The 15,294-nt window shown below is 38.9% G+C and carries 15 protein-coding genes; 5 read left to right on the plus strand and 10 right to left on the minus strand.

The window, feature by feature from the left end; all coding sequences use genetic code 11:
• Positions 1-42: 42 nt before the first annotated feature.
• The 5 genes from NO346_RS09295 (at position 43) to NO346_RS09315 (ending at position 4,317) form a co-directional block, all read left to right on the plus strand.
• The gene (locus NO346_RS09295; RefSeq protein WP_256414997.1) at positions 43-954 is read left to right on the plus strand and encodes a hypothetical protein; all 912 of its coding nucleotides are present in this window, start codon (positions 43-45) and stop codon (positions 952-954) included.
• 10 nt (positions 955-964) lie between these two features.
• The gene (locus NO346_RS09300; protein WP_256414998.1) at positions 965-1,339 is read left to right on the plus strand and encodes a hypothetical protein; all 375 of its coding nucleotides are present in this window, start codon (positions 965-967) and stop codon (positions 1,337-1,339) included.
• Between the two features lie 17 nt (positions 1,340-1,356).
• Entirely contained in the window at positions 1,357-2,796 is a 1,440-nt protein-coding gene (locus tag NO346_RS09305) for a VWA domain-containing protein (protein WP_256414999.1), read from the plus strand.
• Between the two features lie 33 nt (positions 2,797-2,829).
• The gene (locus NO346_RS09310; protein WP_256415000.1) at positions 2,830-3,492 is read left to right on the plus strand and encodes a HEPN domain-containing protein; all 663 of its coding nucleotides are present in this window, start codon (positions 2,830-2,832) and stop codon (positions 3,490-3,492) included.
• A 132-nt stretch (positions 3,493-3,624) separates the two neighbouring features.
• Positions 3,625-4,317, plus strand: coding sequence for a hypothetical protein (locus NO346_RS09315; protein WP_256415001.1), 693 nt, complete (start codon positions 3,625-3,627; stop codon positions 4,315-4,317).
• Between the two features lie 63 nt (positions 4,318-4,380).
• Here the strand turns inward: NO346_RS09315 and NO346_RS09320 are convergent, their stop codons facing one another.
• The 10 genes from NO346_RS09320 to NO346_RS09365 all read right to left on the minus strand — a co-directional run bounded on the left by NO346_RS09320 (position 4,381) and on the right by NO346_RS09365 (position 15,190).
• A complete protein-coding gene (locus tag NO346_RS09320) occupies positions 4,381-4,602 on the minus strand; it encodes an AlpA family transcriptional regulator (RefSeq protein ID WP_019384633.1) in 222 nt (73 codons plus the stop codon).
• A gap of 85 nt (positions 4,603-4,687) precedes the next feature.
• Entirely contained in the window at positions 4,688-5,599 is a 912-nt protein-coding gene (locus NO346_RS09325) for a hydrolase or metal-binding protein (protein WP_256415002.1), read from the minus strand.
• Between the two features lie 276 nt (positions 5,600-5,875).
• Positions 5,876-6,940, minus strand: coding sequence for a YqaJ viral recombinase family protein (locus NO346_RS09330; RefSeq protein WP_256415003.1), 1,065 nt, complete (start codon positions 6,938-6,940; stop codon positions 5,876-5,878).
• Between the two features lie 163 nt (positions 6,941-7,103).
• Entirely contained in the window at positions 7,104-8,138 is a 1,035-nt protein-coding gene (locus tag NO346_RS09335) for a DUF932 domain-containing protein (RefSeq protein ID WP_256415004.1), read from the minus strand.
• A 17-nt stretch (positions 8,139-8,155) separates the two neighbouring features.
• Positions 8,156-8,422 carry a hypothetical protein gene (locus tag NO346_RS09340; protein WP_256415005.1) on the minus strand — a complete coding sequence of 89 codons (267 nt, stop codon included), beginning with the start codon at positions 8,420-8,422 and terminating at the stop codon, positions 8,156-8,158.
• 169 nt (positions 8,423-8,591) lie between these two features.
• Entirely contained in the window at positions 8,592-8,822 is a 231-nt protein-coding gene (locus tag NO346_RS09345; RefSeq protein ID WP_019384628.1) for an AlpA family transcriptional regulator, read from the minus strand.
• A gap of 186 nt (positions 8,823-9,008) precedes the next feature.
• Positions 9,009-9,761 (minus strand): hypothetical protein, encoded by a 753-nt coding sequence (locus tag NO346_RS09350; RefSeq protein WP_256415006.1) that lies wholly within the window; start codon positions 9,759-9,761, stop codon positions 9,009-9,011.
• Positions 9,762-9,852: 91 nt separating this feature from the next.
• The gene (locus NO346_RS09355) at positions 9,853-10,710 is read right to left on the minus strand and encodes an inovirus-type Gp2 protein (RefSeq protein ID WP_256415007.1); all 858 of its coding nucleotides are present in this window, start codon (positions 10,708-10,710) and stop codon (positions 9,853-9,855) included.
• A 284-nt stretch (positions 10,711-10,994) separates the two neighbouring features.
• Positions 10,995-13,571 carry a hypothetical protein gene (locus NO346_RS09360; RefSeq protein WP_256415008.1) on the minus strand — a complete coding sequence of 859 codons (2,577 nt, stop codon included), beginning with the start codon at positions 13,569-13,571 and terminating at the stop codon, positions 10,995-10,997.
• A gap of 269 nt (positions 13,572-13,840) precedes the next feature.
• Positions 13,841-15,190, minus strand: a complete 1,350-nt coding sequence (locus NO346_RS09365) for a site-specific integrase (RefSeq protein WP_256415009.1) — start codon at positions 15,188-15,190, stop codon at positions 13,841-13,843.
• Positions 15,191-15,294: the final 104 nt, after the last annotated feature.

Below are 15,294 nucleotides of genomic sequence, written 5' to 3' on the forward strand. Positions count from 1 at the left end.
ATGACAATTTTATATACTCCATAAACCCTTTAAATTAATTAGGTGGTTTATGTCGCACTTCAAGTTTTACTCTGCCCCAATAGTGCCATTCTCAATGCTCTGCTCACTTTATTAAATGAACGTGAATTTGATAATGGGATTATTCGGGAAAAATCTCCTCTACTTTCCGTTGTCGGTGCAAGCAATGAACTGCCTGAAAGTGAAGAATTGAGTGCATTATTTGACCGATTCTTGTTTCGTCAATATGTTGCGCCTGTCAGTCGGCAAGGTTTTAAACAACTCCTGACTTTAAAAAATAATGATCAGGATTTAAATGTCGAACAGCTTAGTCTTGAAGAAGTACAATTTATTCAAAACAATGCCAATCACATTGAGCTATCTGCCGAAGTGGTGAATTTTCTGGTTGAGTTAAGAAAATGGTGCCATGAAAATCAGATTCAGGTCTCTGATCGTCGTTGGCGTAAGATTGTTCATATGCTAAAAGTCTCTGCCTTTACCAATGGTCAAAGTACTGTTTCAATTTGGGATTGCTGGCTGGTTCAACATTGTATTTGGGAAAAACCTGAACAGGTTGAATTGGTTGCAGAAATGTATGAGCAGTATTGTGGCAAGGCTGTAATTAATGTAGATAACTTGGTCAAAGTGGTTGAAGTTTTAGAGAAAGAGGTTGGTAAGTTACCGAAATCCACACAATCAAATACTCAAGTAGATATTTATGAATTAAAAGTTCCTAAAACAATTAAAGCAGGTGTGATTAATAGATGGTTTAAAGCCGAAAATGTTTTATGCAATCAAGATGAAATCCTTTGTGAACTTCGTATAGGTATTGAAACTACTGGTTTTAAGACCGAAGTTATTCGTGCCCCTACAAATGGAAAAATAACCAAGAAATTCAAGACTGAAACTCATCTTATCCAAAATGATGAAATTATTGGCGAATTTTTAACACAATAGGAGAAATATCATGTATCAGTGGGAATCAATATTAAAAACACTAGCATCAGCATCAGCATCAGTAGCTGCATCACAACAATTTACCCCTCAAGAAAAACCAGAACCCGTTCAACCTAAATCTGAACCTAAAAAATCTGCACCTACACCCCACTGGTATAAACAAAAATCAGAAGAAGTTGAAAATCATCTCAAGCATATAGCTTTAATGAAACTACAACTCACCAAAAATCTAAAAGACCTACAAAGTCAAAATGGTGGTCATTTATGGATTGATACCGACTTTATTGAGCCTGCAACTGAAACCTTACAGGCGAGTCTTGAACAAGTCCAGGATTTAGAAGATCGCTTGCAAGTTTTGAAATTGACATATCAAGATCATTTATAAGTTTAAGGATTGTGATGATGGCTGAAACCATTGCTGCCGATTATCTCGAAGACCAATATGCGTTTTTGGATGACTGCCCACAGGAATTATTGGAGCATGTCATTTGTTCAACAGTGGGTACTCTGGAACAACGTAGCCGTACCATGCAGCAATGGTATAAATACCTCATGGCTGGAGAACTGCCGCCAAAACCTGATTGGCTACCCTCTTATATTTCAGAGAACGTTGAAAAACAGCTCAAGCAAGCAGATGTTGCTCGTTTTATGAAAGATCAGCATGAATTAACAGTACAGCTTTTACAGGATGTCATGCAAACATGGCATCTAGTTCAATATGAATATCAGCAACAACTTGCAGAATGGCAAGCGCAACAACGAGAAAAATTTAAAAACCTGAAACGTATAAATCAACCAATTGATGATACTGATTTTACAGATCATTTTAATTTTCCAGGTGAGCTTGTAATCAATGAAGCATGGAATGACAAAGTTCAGGCTTGGAAAAAATTGGATGATGTGTTTGGCGATTTAAGCAATATGTTGGGTCGAGATGTTAATCTCACCAAAGGCATTTTAAAACATCAAAACTGGCGACATATCGAACGTTTACAGGAATTGCTCAAACGTATCAGTGAATTTAAAAAGATTGTGGATTCATTAGGTCGTTTGCAAGAAAGTATTGCTAATGATGAAGTACTCGAAAGTTTTTTTGAAAGTATTTCTCGTGTTGTTGAAGAAATACAGGAAAAAGTTGTTCATTATATTCCTGAAGAAATGTCTGGAATTGAACGCAGTGGCAATATTGCCCGCATGCTGCCACAGGAGGCTTTATTCCTTGGACATCCACAATTAAAGATGCTATGGCATGCACGTCGCTATGAACAAGCCCTGCTTAGTTATCGGGTGCAAGGCACAGAGATTAGTAAAACTTGGGCAGAAATCAATGAACAAGTTGAAGTCCAAAAACCTCGCCCACGTTTTGATCGAGGACCTATTTTAGTGGTGTTGGATACTTCTGGCTCAATGAGTGGCGAACCTGAACTGGTCGCAAAAGCCCTCACCCTACAGGCAGCCAAAACTGCCCATGCTGAAAAACGACCTTGCTACTTATTTGCATTTAGTGGCCGTGGTGACAAGATTGAATATGAACTCAAACTTAACCAATCAGGCATTCAAGGCTTATTGGAGTTTTTAGGTTGTTCATTTAGCGGTGGAACTGACATTGAAACTGTAGAACATGCCATTCAAAGACTTGATCAAGAACAATGGAAAAAAGCAGATGTCATGATTGTCAGTGATGGACAATGGTCAGCTTCTTCTCATATCCGAACGATAGTCGAAAAATCCAAAAAAGATGGGACACGTTATCATGGTATTCAGGTTGGATATGCTGGTGGTGGCTTAGAGCAGCTCTGTAATTCCATCCATCGTTTTGCCAGTTGGAGTAAACTACGTTAGACTAAAACAGACTTTAGAATGGGAATAAAAATCATGCTATTACAGGAAATCCAGCACCAATTTAAACAGAGCAAAGAACAGTTTAATGAAGATTTCCGTTTACGCATTCATCGTTCCCTCAGTTGGTTACAACAAGCTGAACAAGCACAACAGGCGCAGGATTTTGATTCTCAATTTATCTTTTTATGGATTGCCTTTAATGCAGCTTATGCCAAGGATTTAGGCGCAGGTATTCGTAGTGTAGATAAAGGACTATTCGTACAATTTATTTATCGGATTTGCCATTTAGATCAACAGCACCATATTTATGATTCGGTGTGGAATACCTTTTCAGGCAGTATTCGTATTATTCTGAACAATAAATTTACGTTTCAGCAATTTTGGGATTATCACAATGGATTAATTACAGAAACTGAATGGCTAGAAAGTTTTGAACGTAATAAACAAAAAGCCCTAAATGCACTCAGCCAAAAAGATACGCCTGAAATTTTGGTCGCTGTTTTTAATCACCTCTATACTTTGCGTAACCAGATTATTCACGGTGGTTCGACATTCAACAGTACTGTCAATCGTAGTCAGCTTAAAGATGCCTGCACCATTCTGTTTACAATTATCCCTGAAATGCTACAGGTAATGCTGAATCATCCCAATGACAAAACTTGGGGTAAACCCTTTTACCCTGTGGTTAAATCCTAAAAAAATATTGATTTAATTGATTAAACACTGCGACAAACTATGACCTAGTCAAAACTTGGCTGGGTTTTTCTGCCCCCAAAATTTGATAAGCTCAATCATGTTCTCTAATAACATTTTCATTGAGCTAATTTCATGCAAACACAAAATAACTCATTACTCCAGATGATTCACATTTATTCCAATATTGATCTTTATCTCGAATTCTTTGATCCAACAACAGAGAAATTACGCCCTTTTTCTATTATTCAGAAATCATTATCTGAACTGCCATTTTCCGATGCAGATAAAGTTACTGCCATCGTTGTAGATGATTTGGCAGAATTAACCGCAATTCCGATTGGCTGTGAACATAGCATCGTGATTACAGCCAAAAATAATCTAACACCTTTACCAGAGCATTTATCTAATACTATTATTTATCAGCAAGCATCCAATGAAGACCATCAGCAGGCATTGGAAAAGGTTTTTAATGCATTGATTAAAACCTATTTCTCAACAGAATTATTTCTCGAACCAGCAGATCTTTACCAGTCGGATGCTTTTGAAAAAGGACAACGCTATATCAATATTCATTCGTTACAAGAACAACAGTTAATGAATGAAAATGTGAAACCGTTATTTAGCCCGATTGGGAAAGACGGTACGGTGATACTCAATTTCAATCTGCACCAATCTTCATTCTCACTTGATAAAATTAAGGATTTAACTGAGATCATTATTGAACACTTAGGGGAAAAGTTTGATGGGGAAATTTTTTATAGCTGTAATGCCACATCCAAGCCAGAGCAATCAGATTTGATTTATCTAAGTTATTTGTCAGCTTAAATACTCTATTAACTTCCTCAACCCAATCTATTTAAGACAAAAAATAAGGGGATCATTTTCCCCTTACTCTTCTCGCTGAGCGATTTTTAACTCCAGCCAATCGTTGATTTCCTGTGACAACCAACCAATCCGATTTTTTGTCAAATGGAGAGGTTTAGGAAAACTTGGGTCGTAGTAATCAGATTTGGGATTAATGAGAGCGTAGATGGTTGAACGACTTAAAGCCGTAATTCCAATCACAGCAGTGATATTAAGAACCTGATATTGATATTCAATAGTTGACATGATGTTATTACTCCCAGTTTGTGATCGAGAGGTGTTTCTCTCAATACAAACCCGAGTTCTGTATTTTTCTGCCAATGGCCTTGACCTAATTTACAGCCCTTACACTTTGCTGAAGCCCCTGTTTTATGCCTGTGACATCATCCATTCCATGATGAACGGACGCTGCGTCAGGCTGTACCTCAACAGCATTTTGCTGGTCACTATAAAACTCCTCCACAATATCCAGCCTCTCATCACCGCCTACCTCAAAACTCGCATTGCCATAGCCCTGCCGTGCCACGAAATCCAAAGCCTCCTGATAAAATCCTGCTGCCTTGCTTTGTTCATCAATCTGCTTGGCTGAGACAATCGCTTCCTGTAAATTCACGCCATCTCGTAAAGTTAAGTCCACATAGTAGATCGGGGTACGATAGCTTTGGGTGGTGCTTTTTCCTCTTAAAGTCAGTTGCAAGGGCAAGCATGACAGTAGATTACCCGATGCCGCATGGTAATAACTCAGCCGTGCCGCCAATGTCCGAATACTGTTAAAGCCTGTGGTTCTAAAAATAAATGTCCCAAACTCATCCGATTCATCCAGATTGACATACAATCTGCCATAAGGTTTACAGAGTCCACCTTGTGCCAGTGGGCATAGATCAGGTGATGGGCATGGATGCTGCTCAATGCCGTTCTGTCCGAGTCGCTGACAGGTTTCGCCATTGCCTGAGCAAATTAAACGTCCTGTTTGTCGATCAAATAAACTGTACTCTGCCCGAAGATTCAGTTCAGGATCATTAAAGATCATTCGCACTGGAATTATTCTCAGTTTTTGGTTTTGTGCCTTTGCCCTAAGCTGTTCATCCAGTGGATGTTTGACCCAGCCATCCTTAGTCTGGATTTGGCTAGTAATGGTAAACTGGTCATCCTTTTCAGGCAGACGTTTGCCATTCTTTTCAACGATCTTGCCAATGCTGATACGCCCCAATACAGGTGGGGTAATTGCTAAACCTTTAATCATGGTGATTATCCTTTTTTGCATTTGTTTACGGATTCCCCAAATCTATTGAATGCACCGCTCCCTCACCTCAAGATTGATGAAATAAAAAAACCTGTTGAATATTCGGTCATGGGAGAAATTGTAGTGCGATGTTCAAGTGTTTCATGCAAAGCTGCTCCACCGCCCTTTCTTCATGACTGAAGAAAGGGCAAACGGGGTGGCTTTGCACAAATTTAAAATTTGGGAAAATAAAATTGTTTGATGTGGTGGGTGATGGTGGTAGATGATGACAACTATTTATACCGTTGCAGAATAAACATTAAACCGTCTGCTGCCCTGACGGGGTTGTGGATACTGTTGCAGGAGTTCAGGCTGTGCCTGTAATAATGCCTTTTGATCCAGTACCACACTGTCCTTTGATTTTTTCCATGTCACTGTGCCTTGAGTGAATATGGCTTTCTCGGCATCTTTCATTAACGCTTGAATCCGATGCTTGAGATAGTCATACTTGGTCTGGTGCTGTGCCAGTTGTTGTTCCTCATGTAGCAGGTCAGTAAAGAGTTGATCGACACCCTCTAAGGTAGAGAAATCAACGGTCTGCAAAGGGATGTGTTGTGGGTAAAGCAATTGCAGGGCTTTGGCGGCTGATTCACTGGCATCGACACTGGGTGGTGTGTCACTTTCCACACAGTTCCAGAATATCCGCTCAGAAGCCATGATTCGGTTGATCACAATTTCATTGCGTTCGACCTTAAAGATTTTGGCTTCATGTCCACAGATCAAGGCACAAATATGGGCTGCCTGTTTGCCTGTCACTGCCAGTTGGTGTTGCACCTGAATAATCACGTATAAAGGCACACCATCACGCCACAGTTTTGTACCCCATTCACCGACAGATTTACATTCCAATACCTGCACTTCATCACTGCCCACAACGGCATAGTCCAGATTGGCTAACATAAAGTGTTTGTCAGGATCAGGATGCTGTAACACTGCATTGACCTTACGCACCTTATGACCTGTCTTGTGTTGGTAATAGTTGGCAATCAGAGGTTCAAGCTGATTGCCCCAGTATAAGGGTGAATAGCTATTTTTAGTCGGTTGATCTGGCTGGGTCTGCATCCGACCTGTCTTGATCATCCATAGTTCCAGCATGCTCATGTGAGGATTAAGCCCACAGGCTGCTGCGGCATCACTACTGCCAATCCCCTGTTTTCTGACCTGTAGCCATTGTTCACGGCTCATACCTTTGGTTTTGGCAAGGCGTTTGGCATGATTACGATGTGTTTTAGTTGAGTGTTGCGGTAATGGTAAATAGGATGTGGAATAACTGGTTTGTGGTGGTTCAGCAATATGGTTCATTAGATACTCCATGTCTGTAAAAATTAAAATTGCGGCATAAAAAAAGCCACATCAGGGCGATGTGGCAAAAGGGAGTTTTTGGGTAGTGGAAAATGGAAATAGAGGATTTAAGCAATGGGTATTTTGCTTAGGCTAATTTGACTGGCTTTAAATCCGACCAAAGTTAGATCACCATTCTGAGTGCCTGTTCCAGTCCTCGCTGTTTCATGGCTGCACCTGTACCAAACCATGCTGAATCCAGTCGGTGATCTGTACTCATGGCTCGACGTTCGTGGTCAATAAATTCCGTGATACTACACAGCAAGCCATAGGCTGTACCTTTGGCTGAACTGAGTTCTGCACCTCGTCCCTGACCGTTAAACATATCCATGACTTTGGACATGGCTCGTCCATTCGGTTCGGTTTTATTGGTCGTATTGGCTTCATTTGCCACATTGCGATAGAACTGGATAATGCTATCGTCCTGTTCAGCAACACTGAGACTGGTATTATTAAACACTGCATCAAAATAGGCTGCCGCTTCCTGTTGGGTCACTTGACGCTGACTCAGTTGTTTCATTTCATACATATGCTCATCCCATGCACGAACGGAAATACCGAGTTGCTGTTTGACCTTTTCCGCATCGAACTTGGTACTGTGAGGAACTTTAACCACACCTGCACTGGTATTCTGTCCACGTAAGGCAATCGCCAACGTGTTATTACACACCACACGGATAGAGGTAAATTGTGCGGTTGTGGCAAGTGTGCCGTCACATGCCGTTGCCAATAAGATATAGCCATTACTGACATCCTTGCCCTTTAAAGCTGTAGTCTGTCCTGTACGTGCCAAAGCCCAGAACTTTTTACCACCTTTAAGAACGCCTGCGGTTTCCAGTTCAAAGCCTGATTGCTCAGTTAGGTCACGATAAAACTCCAGAATTTCTTTGGGCTGGACTTCCTGAAAGCGTTGGCTGACCACCGATAAAGGTGCATGGGTATCAGAACGGTATAAAACCCGTTGTTCCTCATACGGCAAAATAATGCTTTGTCCACGTTCATTTTTTGCCATGTAACTGACATCGGATGATTCAATCCGCCAGTCCATACCTGCCTGTTTTGCCCAGACCTCAATCGACTGATCCTGCGTAAGTTGATTACCCAGACCATGCCACGGCGTTTCACCGACATATGCCATTTGTTCAAGTTGATGTGCCATGATAGTTTCTCCCATCCTTAGTTGAAATTGCACTGGCAATTGTTGCAATGAAAATAAGCGGTAGATTGTTGTGGCTGTGAGGGTTGAACCAGACTATCAATCAAGCCACCGACCACTGCACCAGCTAAACCACCCAATAATGGTGAAAATGGTGTAGGTAACCTTTTGGCAAGGCTTGCACCAATGCCTGCACCTGCCATAGATGAAAAACTGTTATTGCCTGATGGCTGTGCGGTGGTACGGCTAACATTGACTGAATAGCAATATGGACATGTAATATTCATCAGATAAACCTCATTAAATGAAAAAAGGCTTACCGATGGGTAAGCCTGTATTTTTGAATGTAAGGGGGTAAAATAAACATTCAATCTTCATGTTAATGATATATATCTGTGATTTTTTGGGATCATGCCAGTTCGTTGCGATTCAACCATGTAGCCGTATCAGGGTTGCTCAGTGTGTCTCTGATCGTTGGGCGATTTTAGATTCAAGCCAATCATAGATTTCCTGCGATACCCAGCCAACCCGATTCTGGGTTAAATGAATCGGCTTGGGAAAATTGGCATCGTAATAGTTCGATTTCGGATTGATCATTTCATAGATGGTTGAACGACTCAGTGCAGTAATCTCAATCACTGCTTTGATGTTCAGGATACGATATTGGTATTCAACGAGATTGGTCATGTGGGTACTCCCAGTAATGTAGTTGAGAGGGGTCTTCCTCAATACAAATCGGCATACCGTATTTTTTTACTGCACCCCATGAGATGAATTGACCCAACATCCCCACATGACTCAAGCCAAAAAATGAATATATGAAATAAACATTCATGTTTATAGTGTGTAGATTCAATTTTTTGGAATCAACATTTATCCAAAGCAACGCATCCCTTTAACCCTTGCCCGTAAATACTGATCTTCAACATCGTGGTTTGATAACGTGTGGATAATGTTTAAGAGGTTTTCTTCTTCGATTGACTCATAATTCTTATCCGTACGATCTATAGCGTAATTATCAAGCTCTATGTCAGATGATCCAACATAGATGAAAATATAACGACAAATCAAACCTTCTTCTCGGTCTTGCTCAATCACCCACGAATAATCCAGTAGATCTTCGCAACAGGTATCACGTTTCAAGATTCGACTACGAAATTCTGTCAGGGTTTGATGAAACTGATAAACACCCTGAGCCTCATAGTTCAGTTTATTAAAGTTTCCATGTATCACTTGAAACTCACAATCACTATCCAATAGGTCTTCAATGTAATTTTTGATGGCGGTGTAGTTACGCTTACGTTGTCGTTTATGCTTTAGAATGAAATGATCCTGCTCATCCATGAGTCCATCACAGAAATTCTGAAAAGCCGTTCTGGATTGTAATGGTGATCTACGTGGGTTTATTGTTCTACCCGAATCTGATGCGTGACTAATCGACATCAAGTCAAAATAGCCTTGTAACATCGGTGAATATTCAAGTTCTGGATCATAAATAGTGGTTGCTGCTTCTCGGTTTCTTTGCAGTTCAACAATCGCATCTCGCCAATAGTATCGGTTTAAACAAATATTCAGCATTAAATCTTCGATCTGAAAAAGGGTTTCATTACAATTGATGTGGTTCATATATGTCTCCTATGGGTTAGAACCATAAGAGACACGACTCTGTAATAAACTGCCCAAAGGCATGATCAATCAATGATCAAAATATTAAGTCTTATTCTTTCCATCTAGTCTGCCCAGTTTGAAATACATTCATTCTACGACTGAGTTTTACCCTTAAATACTGGTCAGGCTTATGGCGAGTCAAGTAATGAATGGTGTGATAGGCATTGGTAACTGCTGTTTTATTACGCCGTTCCACCAAACCTAAACCCCATGTCCCTTCATCCTCGTAATAGCGTTTATGCTCTTTTTGATTGCAGTTATAGAATAGACCGTTACCCTGAGTGATCTTATCCTGCCATAGCTCACCGATAGATTGTCCCAGATAAGCATCACGGCAACGCTCAGAACCGTTGTAGATCACCAGTAAATGACAATGATAGCCTTTGCTCTTGCCACCCTGTTCCAGTCGATAGGCATAGCCAACTTGATCTTTAAATATCGTATCCTTGTTTTGGATACGACTAAGTAACTTCCTGATGTTGTTGCCAAACTGTTGGATACAGGGACTACGCTCAAAGCGATAGGATAAATCGACCCTGACCAATAATAATTTACGATGACGGTCAACAAGGCTGGCAAAATAATCATCCAAACGGTTGTGATAGTCATCACTTTGATTTGCCAAATCTTCTATAAAATATTGCTGCTGGTATTTGAGATGACGTTGAAAGGATCGAAATGCTTGATCATCCTCAAATATATCTTGATCTTCCCAATCAATCCGTTCAGACATTAAATCAAAATAGGCTTGAATCAAGGGACTGTATTCAAGCTCTTCATCATAGATAGCCCTTGCATCGTCCAGCCACTGATCATAATCGGGTGCAAAGTCTTCCCAGTGATAATCTCGTCTACAAACTGATGACATAAATTTTTCAATATCAAGTAGGGTCTGTGCTTGGTTCATTTGGATACTCCTATGGTAAATTCCATAGGAGTGTTGGTTCTGTATTTTTATAATTTAGATCAATTGATTGATTACTCTTCCAATGATCATCCATCATCATCTTGGATATGAAGATGGTATATAGATTTAAGTTATTCATAAATAATAATATAATTAAATAATAATCCTAGCAAAAATCTTGCATAAATATGACCATCAAAAGACTTAAAATCAATTTTCTCTACTTCTATAGCAAACAGCTAAAATCATACCGATTGGCATGATTTTATAGGTCGAAATGGAAGCTAAAGTAATAATTTTTTCATTGCCGATTTTTTTGCTTTCGGCTTGTTGGTTGTACTTGTTTTCTTGATCAACCATTTTGGTAATTGTTGATAAATCTCATCATCCAACAAATCCTGATAAACCATATAACTGGCAAGATAATTCACGATATTTCTGGCTAATATTTTTTGGGTGGTTTCCACCAACAACTGATGACATTGGAGTTCTGGCAATGTCTGAGCTATCTGTAATTTATCCACTCTGCCTTGTATTCTGATCTCAGGATCACAATCCCTTTCTATTTTCTGACAAGCTGAACGCCAGTTACGCTCCAGTTGAGCAAATAAATCAGGATATTCCAGCAATGCCTGTGATTTAAACATCAGTACCACATTCGCTGCATAATCGGTAATCTGGTTTTGGCTTGTCCTCTTGCGTCCCTCCCAATAACCAAGATACGCTGCCATATCAGAGATCGGTTTTCTTTTTTTATTGTCCTGCAACATGGTAGAAAATATTTTAGAAAAATAGGCATAATCCATTGCTTTATTGACATCACAATAAAATAAACAACGTATGATCACCACGTCAGTTTTCATTGCCTGTTTTAATATTTTCTCAACTCTTCCTAACCGAGTGATATGCCGCTGAATATGTATCAGTTTATAAGGAACGTTGTCGTTCTGTACTAAGGTCTGGATAGGTTGATTTTCCTGCTGTTGGACAGAATGCCTCGTAGCTAACAACCTAGATGCAGCAGAATTTTTAGCAAGATGGATTGGTGAAATTATACTTTGTATGGAAGATGGCTCAACGATTTGGGCATAAAGTCTGATCCGCTTTTTTTCACCGAGAATTTTTGCTGGCTTCTGACGGACCTCAGGTTTAAAAAATAAAGGCTGATTAAACCTATACTGGACTAGAAGCTCATCCAAACTTTTCTGAACATCCCTTTCGTTGAGATTAGCAGCTAAAATACTTTCAAGTACAACTGTACTGCTACCCTGACTTTGTAATTGTTCTGCATAGATATGAAAAAAGTATTTCGATGTACGTGAAATGATCCTAGTTTCAAGCTTCTGCTGTAATAGATTGAGTTGATACTGATTCCTGAAAATCACAGCAAATTGTAAAAGTTGTCGGCTAATACGATTTTCCACACCTCGATTCAATGTCTCACGCACACTTGATGCAAAAGAATAAAAGGCATTAGGCGCACTTTCCATCAATGTCATCATGAAAATTTCAATATACATCGCCAAATCAAGATATTTTTGCATTTTCCATACGGCAAAATTTTCCTGATAAATAACGGCAATTCTTGCAATATATTCTCTTGCATGATTAGACAAGTGCATCATGTCCCAAATATACTTTGAACGCTGTCCTGTAGAAAAAAACAAAAGATGAGGAATATGCTCTTGAATCTGATTAGCATGGAAATAGGTTAATTCAGGCTCAATGAGGAAAGTACCTGCTTTTAATTCAATAGCACGAAGCTTGTTACGAACAGCATAAAAAGCAAGCTCAGTTGCATATTCCAAAGGTTCTGTTCTTGCTCTAAATTTCCCCAACCTTTCCAATTGATATAAAAACTCAAGCAACGTCTGCTCAACGAATTCCCAACTTTCTTCTACGCTATCAACCAATAGAAAATCTCTTTTTTGGGGTTTAGGTATAAGATTTTTACTCAAAACAGGATTTAGATTCTGAACATGAATATTCACTGAAAGTTTAAAAGTTTGAGTAACGTATTCCTTAAGTACATTAGTGATCTTTCCAATAAAGAAAGTCTCATCCAGATGGAATACTGACTGGATAAAAAATACCGCATAATACGCAAGGGTTTCCTTGGTCTCTAGGAATGGTTTATAAAATGTTCTGATGATATTTTGATCACCACCAAGAACATTCAATAAATTAGCTTTATCAGCAATCATCTCGTCAAATTGTGAGGATCGTTTATCATTTTTTCTAATGACAATTTTAGTTGCCATAATAAATAGCATCCCTGCCTTTGCCAATTGTGAAGAAATATCTGCTTTTATATCTAAAGCCTTTAGTTCAAGTGCATCATCTTGGTATGCGCTCCACAACTGAGTTATCGCATCTTGCTCTTGATCAGAGGGTGATTGCTCTCTTTGCTTTTTATAGCGGTAGTCCAGATATGCCTTTACAAACATCTCAGCATGATCTTCCTCATTCAATGTCCAGCCCCTAGAAGATTCATCGACTAGAACAATATCGCTATATTTTCTTTTAATTGTTCGTTTGTATTGGATAGATTCTACAAATTCCAGAAACTGCCCCAGTTCGGAAAATGTCTTACGATTTATATCTTTCCAATGTGGTCTAGGAAAAGTTTGTACTTTCTTCAGCGCAGTAATCAGGCGGTTGACTTGTACTTTATTGGTATCACTGACGACCCAGCCTTGCTCCAGATCATAACCTTTTAAAAGTCTAGGGATTACTTCCTCTACCAGTCGATAGACATGCAAAGCATTTACAATTTCTAAAGATTGTCCATTTTCAGCATCAATGATTTTTATATTTTCATATAACAATTCAAGAATTTTATAGAAATTATCTTTTTTCATATCATTTCAACTTTTTATAAAAAATAAAGTGGATAAATCTTTGTTTTTATATTAATGATATATAATTAAAATACAAGTTTAGAACCATAAAATCTTCTAAAAAATTCAAATAAAAACTAATAAAAAGATTCAAAAAAAATTTTCTTTATTAATTTAACTTAAAGCTATAAATTTCAAATTTATTCTTTCAAATTAGTGTAATTTATTCAAATTTAAGATATAAAAAATCCGCCAATTAAGACGGATTTATCTCATCAATTTTTTATTACTTAAATTAGCTTCTCCATATGATCCGCCCACTTCTGCAACCATTCCGCACATTCGGCTTCATAATTATGCAGATTATAAGTTCCCTCAATTCCTTTTTTGGAATGTCCCAAAACTGCTTCTGCAATATCTGTAGGACATCCTAATCTGGATAAACCCGTTCTTACTGTTCGACGTAAATCATGTGGATTCCAATCATCCATATTTTCTAACCAAAGTTGCTCAGGACGATATTTCGTTTGAACTTTCTCTGGATTCTTTAATTGCCATTTCATTTCACTTAAAGACTTTTGCTGAATAGGAAGCCCTGTTCGACTCGAAGCGAATAAATATTTCTGATCAGGTTTGTAGAATGTGTATAATAAATTAACGCATTGGGTTGATAATTGAACATAACGCTCAGTGCTATTTTTTGAAGCTTTTAGATGCCATATACCTTGATCCAAATCAAAATCCCGCCATTCAGCATCACACAATTCTCCAGTACGGCAACCTGTCCATAGCGTTAAATAAAGGATATGTTTTTGATGTGTTGTAAAGCCTGATGTTGGCAACCAAGCAAATACACGTTTTAATTCCTGATCATTTAAAACTCGTGTGCCTTTTTTACAGGTTACTTTCAGTCTTGACTGCTTAATACTCATTTTGGCTAATAAGGCAGGATTGGCAAAATTGGCAGGAAATCGCTCTAGACCAATGGCGTATTCATAAGCCAATGTCAACTCGGACAATACACGTCCAGCCTGCACATTAGAACCACGATCAATAATCTCTTTGGTTAAAGCAACCACATCTTTTCGAGTTACTTCCAAAGCAATACGATTACCCAAAACCCGTACTGCATCGCCATACAAGGTTCGTCGTGTTTCAGATTGACCTTTGGGCTTTCTTACCCCCAAGACCTTCTTCCTTTCCCCTGTTCGAGGGTCAGTAATCCAGTGATCTTCAATCACCTCAATCAAATACATCTCTATCATTTGCTGTACAGTGAGTTGAGACATATCTTTTTTTGCAAGCTCTTGTTCAATCTGTTGCTGGAGCTTTTCCTGCTCTTTTTTATGTTTGGGACAGATCCCCTGATTCCTTTCAGCTTTTAAACGAATGAGCTCTATTCTTGCTTCCGCCAATGTAACTTGAGGGAAATTTCCGATCTTATATTGTTTGATCGAATCATCCACAGGACTACGATAACGATAGAAAAAGGTCTTCGTTCCCGTTTTGCCGCAATGCACCCGCAGCCCCACATATTCCCCGATATCAGATTTATCAGGATCACCCACTTTCATCTTCTCAATGGCTTTTGCTGAAAGTGCTTTTTTTATTGTCGTTTGTTGATCTATCGAGCCGACCATTTTAAACCTCACAAGAAGATTGAATTATTTGTTATCCTTTCAAGCTGTCCATTTTCCAATTATTGATCAGGAATGATGGCTAGTTTAAACTAAAACAACCTACA

Source organism: Acinetobacter sp. 5862 (assembly GCF_024494585.1).
Classification (GTDB): domain Bacteria; phylum Pseudomonadota; class Gammaproteobacteria; order Pseudomonadales; family Moraxellaceae; genus Acinetobacter.

What these genes read in the sequence shown, in the direction of transcription:
- NO346_RS09300 (WP_256414998.1), top strand. Translation starts at nt 965, where the DNA reads ATGTATCAGTGGGAATCAATATTAAAAACACTAGCATCAGCATCAGCA.
- NO346_RS09305 (WP_256414999.1), top strand. Translation starts at nt 1,357, where the DNA reads ATGGCTGAAACCATTGCTGCCGATTATCTCGAAGACCAATATGCGTTT.
- NO346_RS09310 (WP_256415000.1), top strand. Translation starts at nt 2,830, where the DNA reads ATGCTATTACAGGAAATCCAGCACCAATTTAAACAGAGCAAAGAACAG.
- NO346_RS09315 (WP_256415001.1), top strand. Translation starts at nt 3,625, where the DNA reads ATGCAAACACAAAATAACTCATTACTCCAGATGATTCACATTTATTCC.
- NO346_RS09320 (WP_019384633.1), bottom strand. Translation starts at nt 4,602, where the DNA reads ATGTCAACTATTGAATATCAATATCAGGTTCTTAATATCACTGCTGTG.
- NO346_RS09325 (WP_256415002.1), bottom strand. Translation starts at nt 5,599, where the DNA reads ATGATTAAAGGTTTAGCAATTACCCCACCTGTATTGGGGCGTATCAGC.
- NO346_RS09330 (WP_256415003.1), bottom strand. Translation starts at nt 6,940, where the DNA reads ATGAACCATATTGCTGAACCACCACAAACCAGTTATTCCACATCCTAT.
- NO346_RS09335 (WP_256415004.1), bottom strand. Translation starts at nt 8,138, where the DNA reads ATGGCACATCAACTTGAACAAATGGCATATGTCGGTGAAACGCCGTGG.
- NO346_RS09340 (WP_256415005.1), bottom strand. Translation starts at nt 8,422, where the DNA reads ATGAATATTACATGTCCATATTGCTATTCAGTCAATGTTAGCCGTACC.
- NO346_RS09345 (WP_019384628.1), bottom strand. Translation starts at nt 8,822, where the DNA reads ATGACCAATCTCGTTGAATACCAATATCGTATCCTGAACATCAAAGCA.
- NO346_RS09350 (WP_256415006.1), bottom strand. Translation starts at nt 9,761, where the DNA reads ATGAACCACATCAATTGTAATGAAACCCTTTTTCAGATCGAAGATTTA.
- NO346_RS09355 (WP_256415007.1), bottom strand. Translation starts at nt 10,710, where the DNA reads ATGAACCAAGCACAGACCCTACTTGATATTGAAAAATTTATGTCATCA.
- NO346_RS09360 (WP_256415008.1), bottom strand. Translation starts at nt 13,571, where the DNA reads ATGAAAAAAGATAATTTCTATAAAATTCTTGAATTGTTATATGAAAAT.
- NO346_RS09365 (WP_256415009.1), bottom strand. Translation starts at nt 15,190, where the DNA reads ATGGTCGGCTCGATAGATCAACAAACGACAATAAAAAAAGCACTTTCA.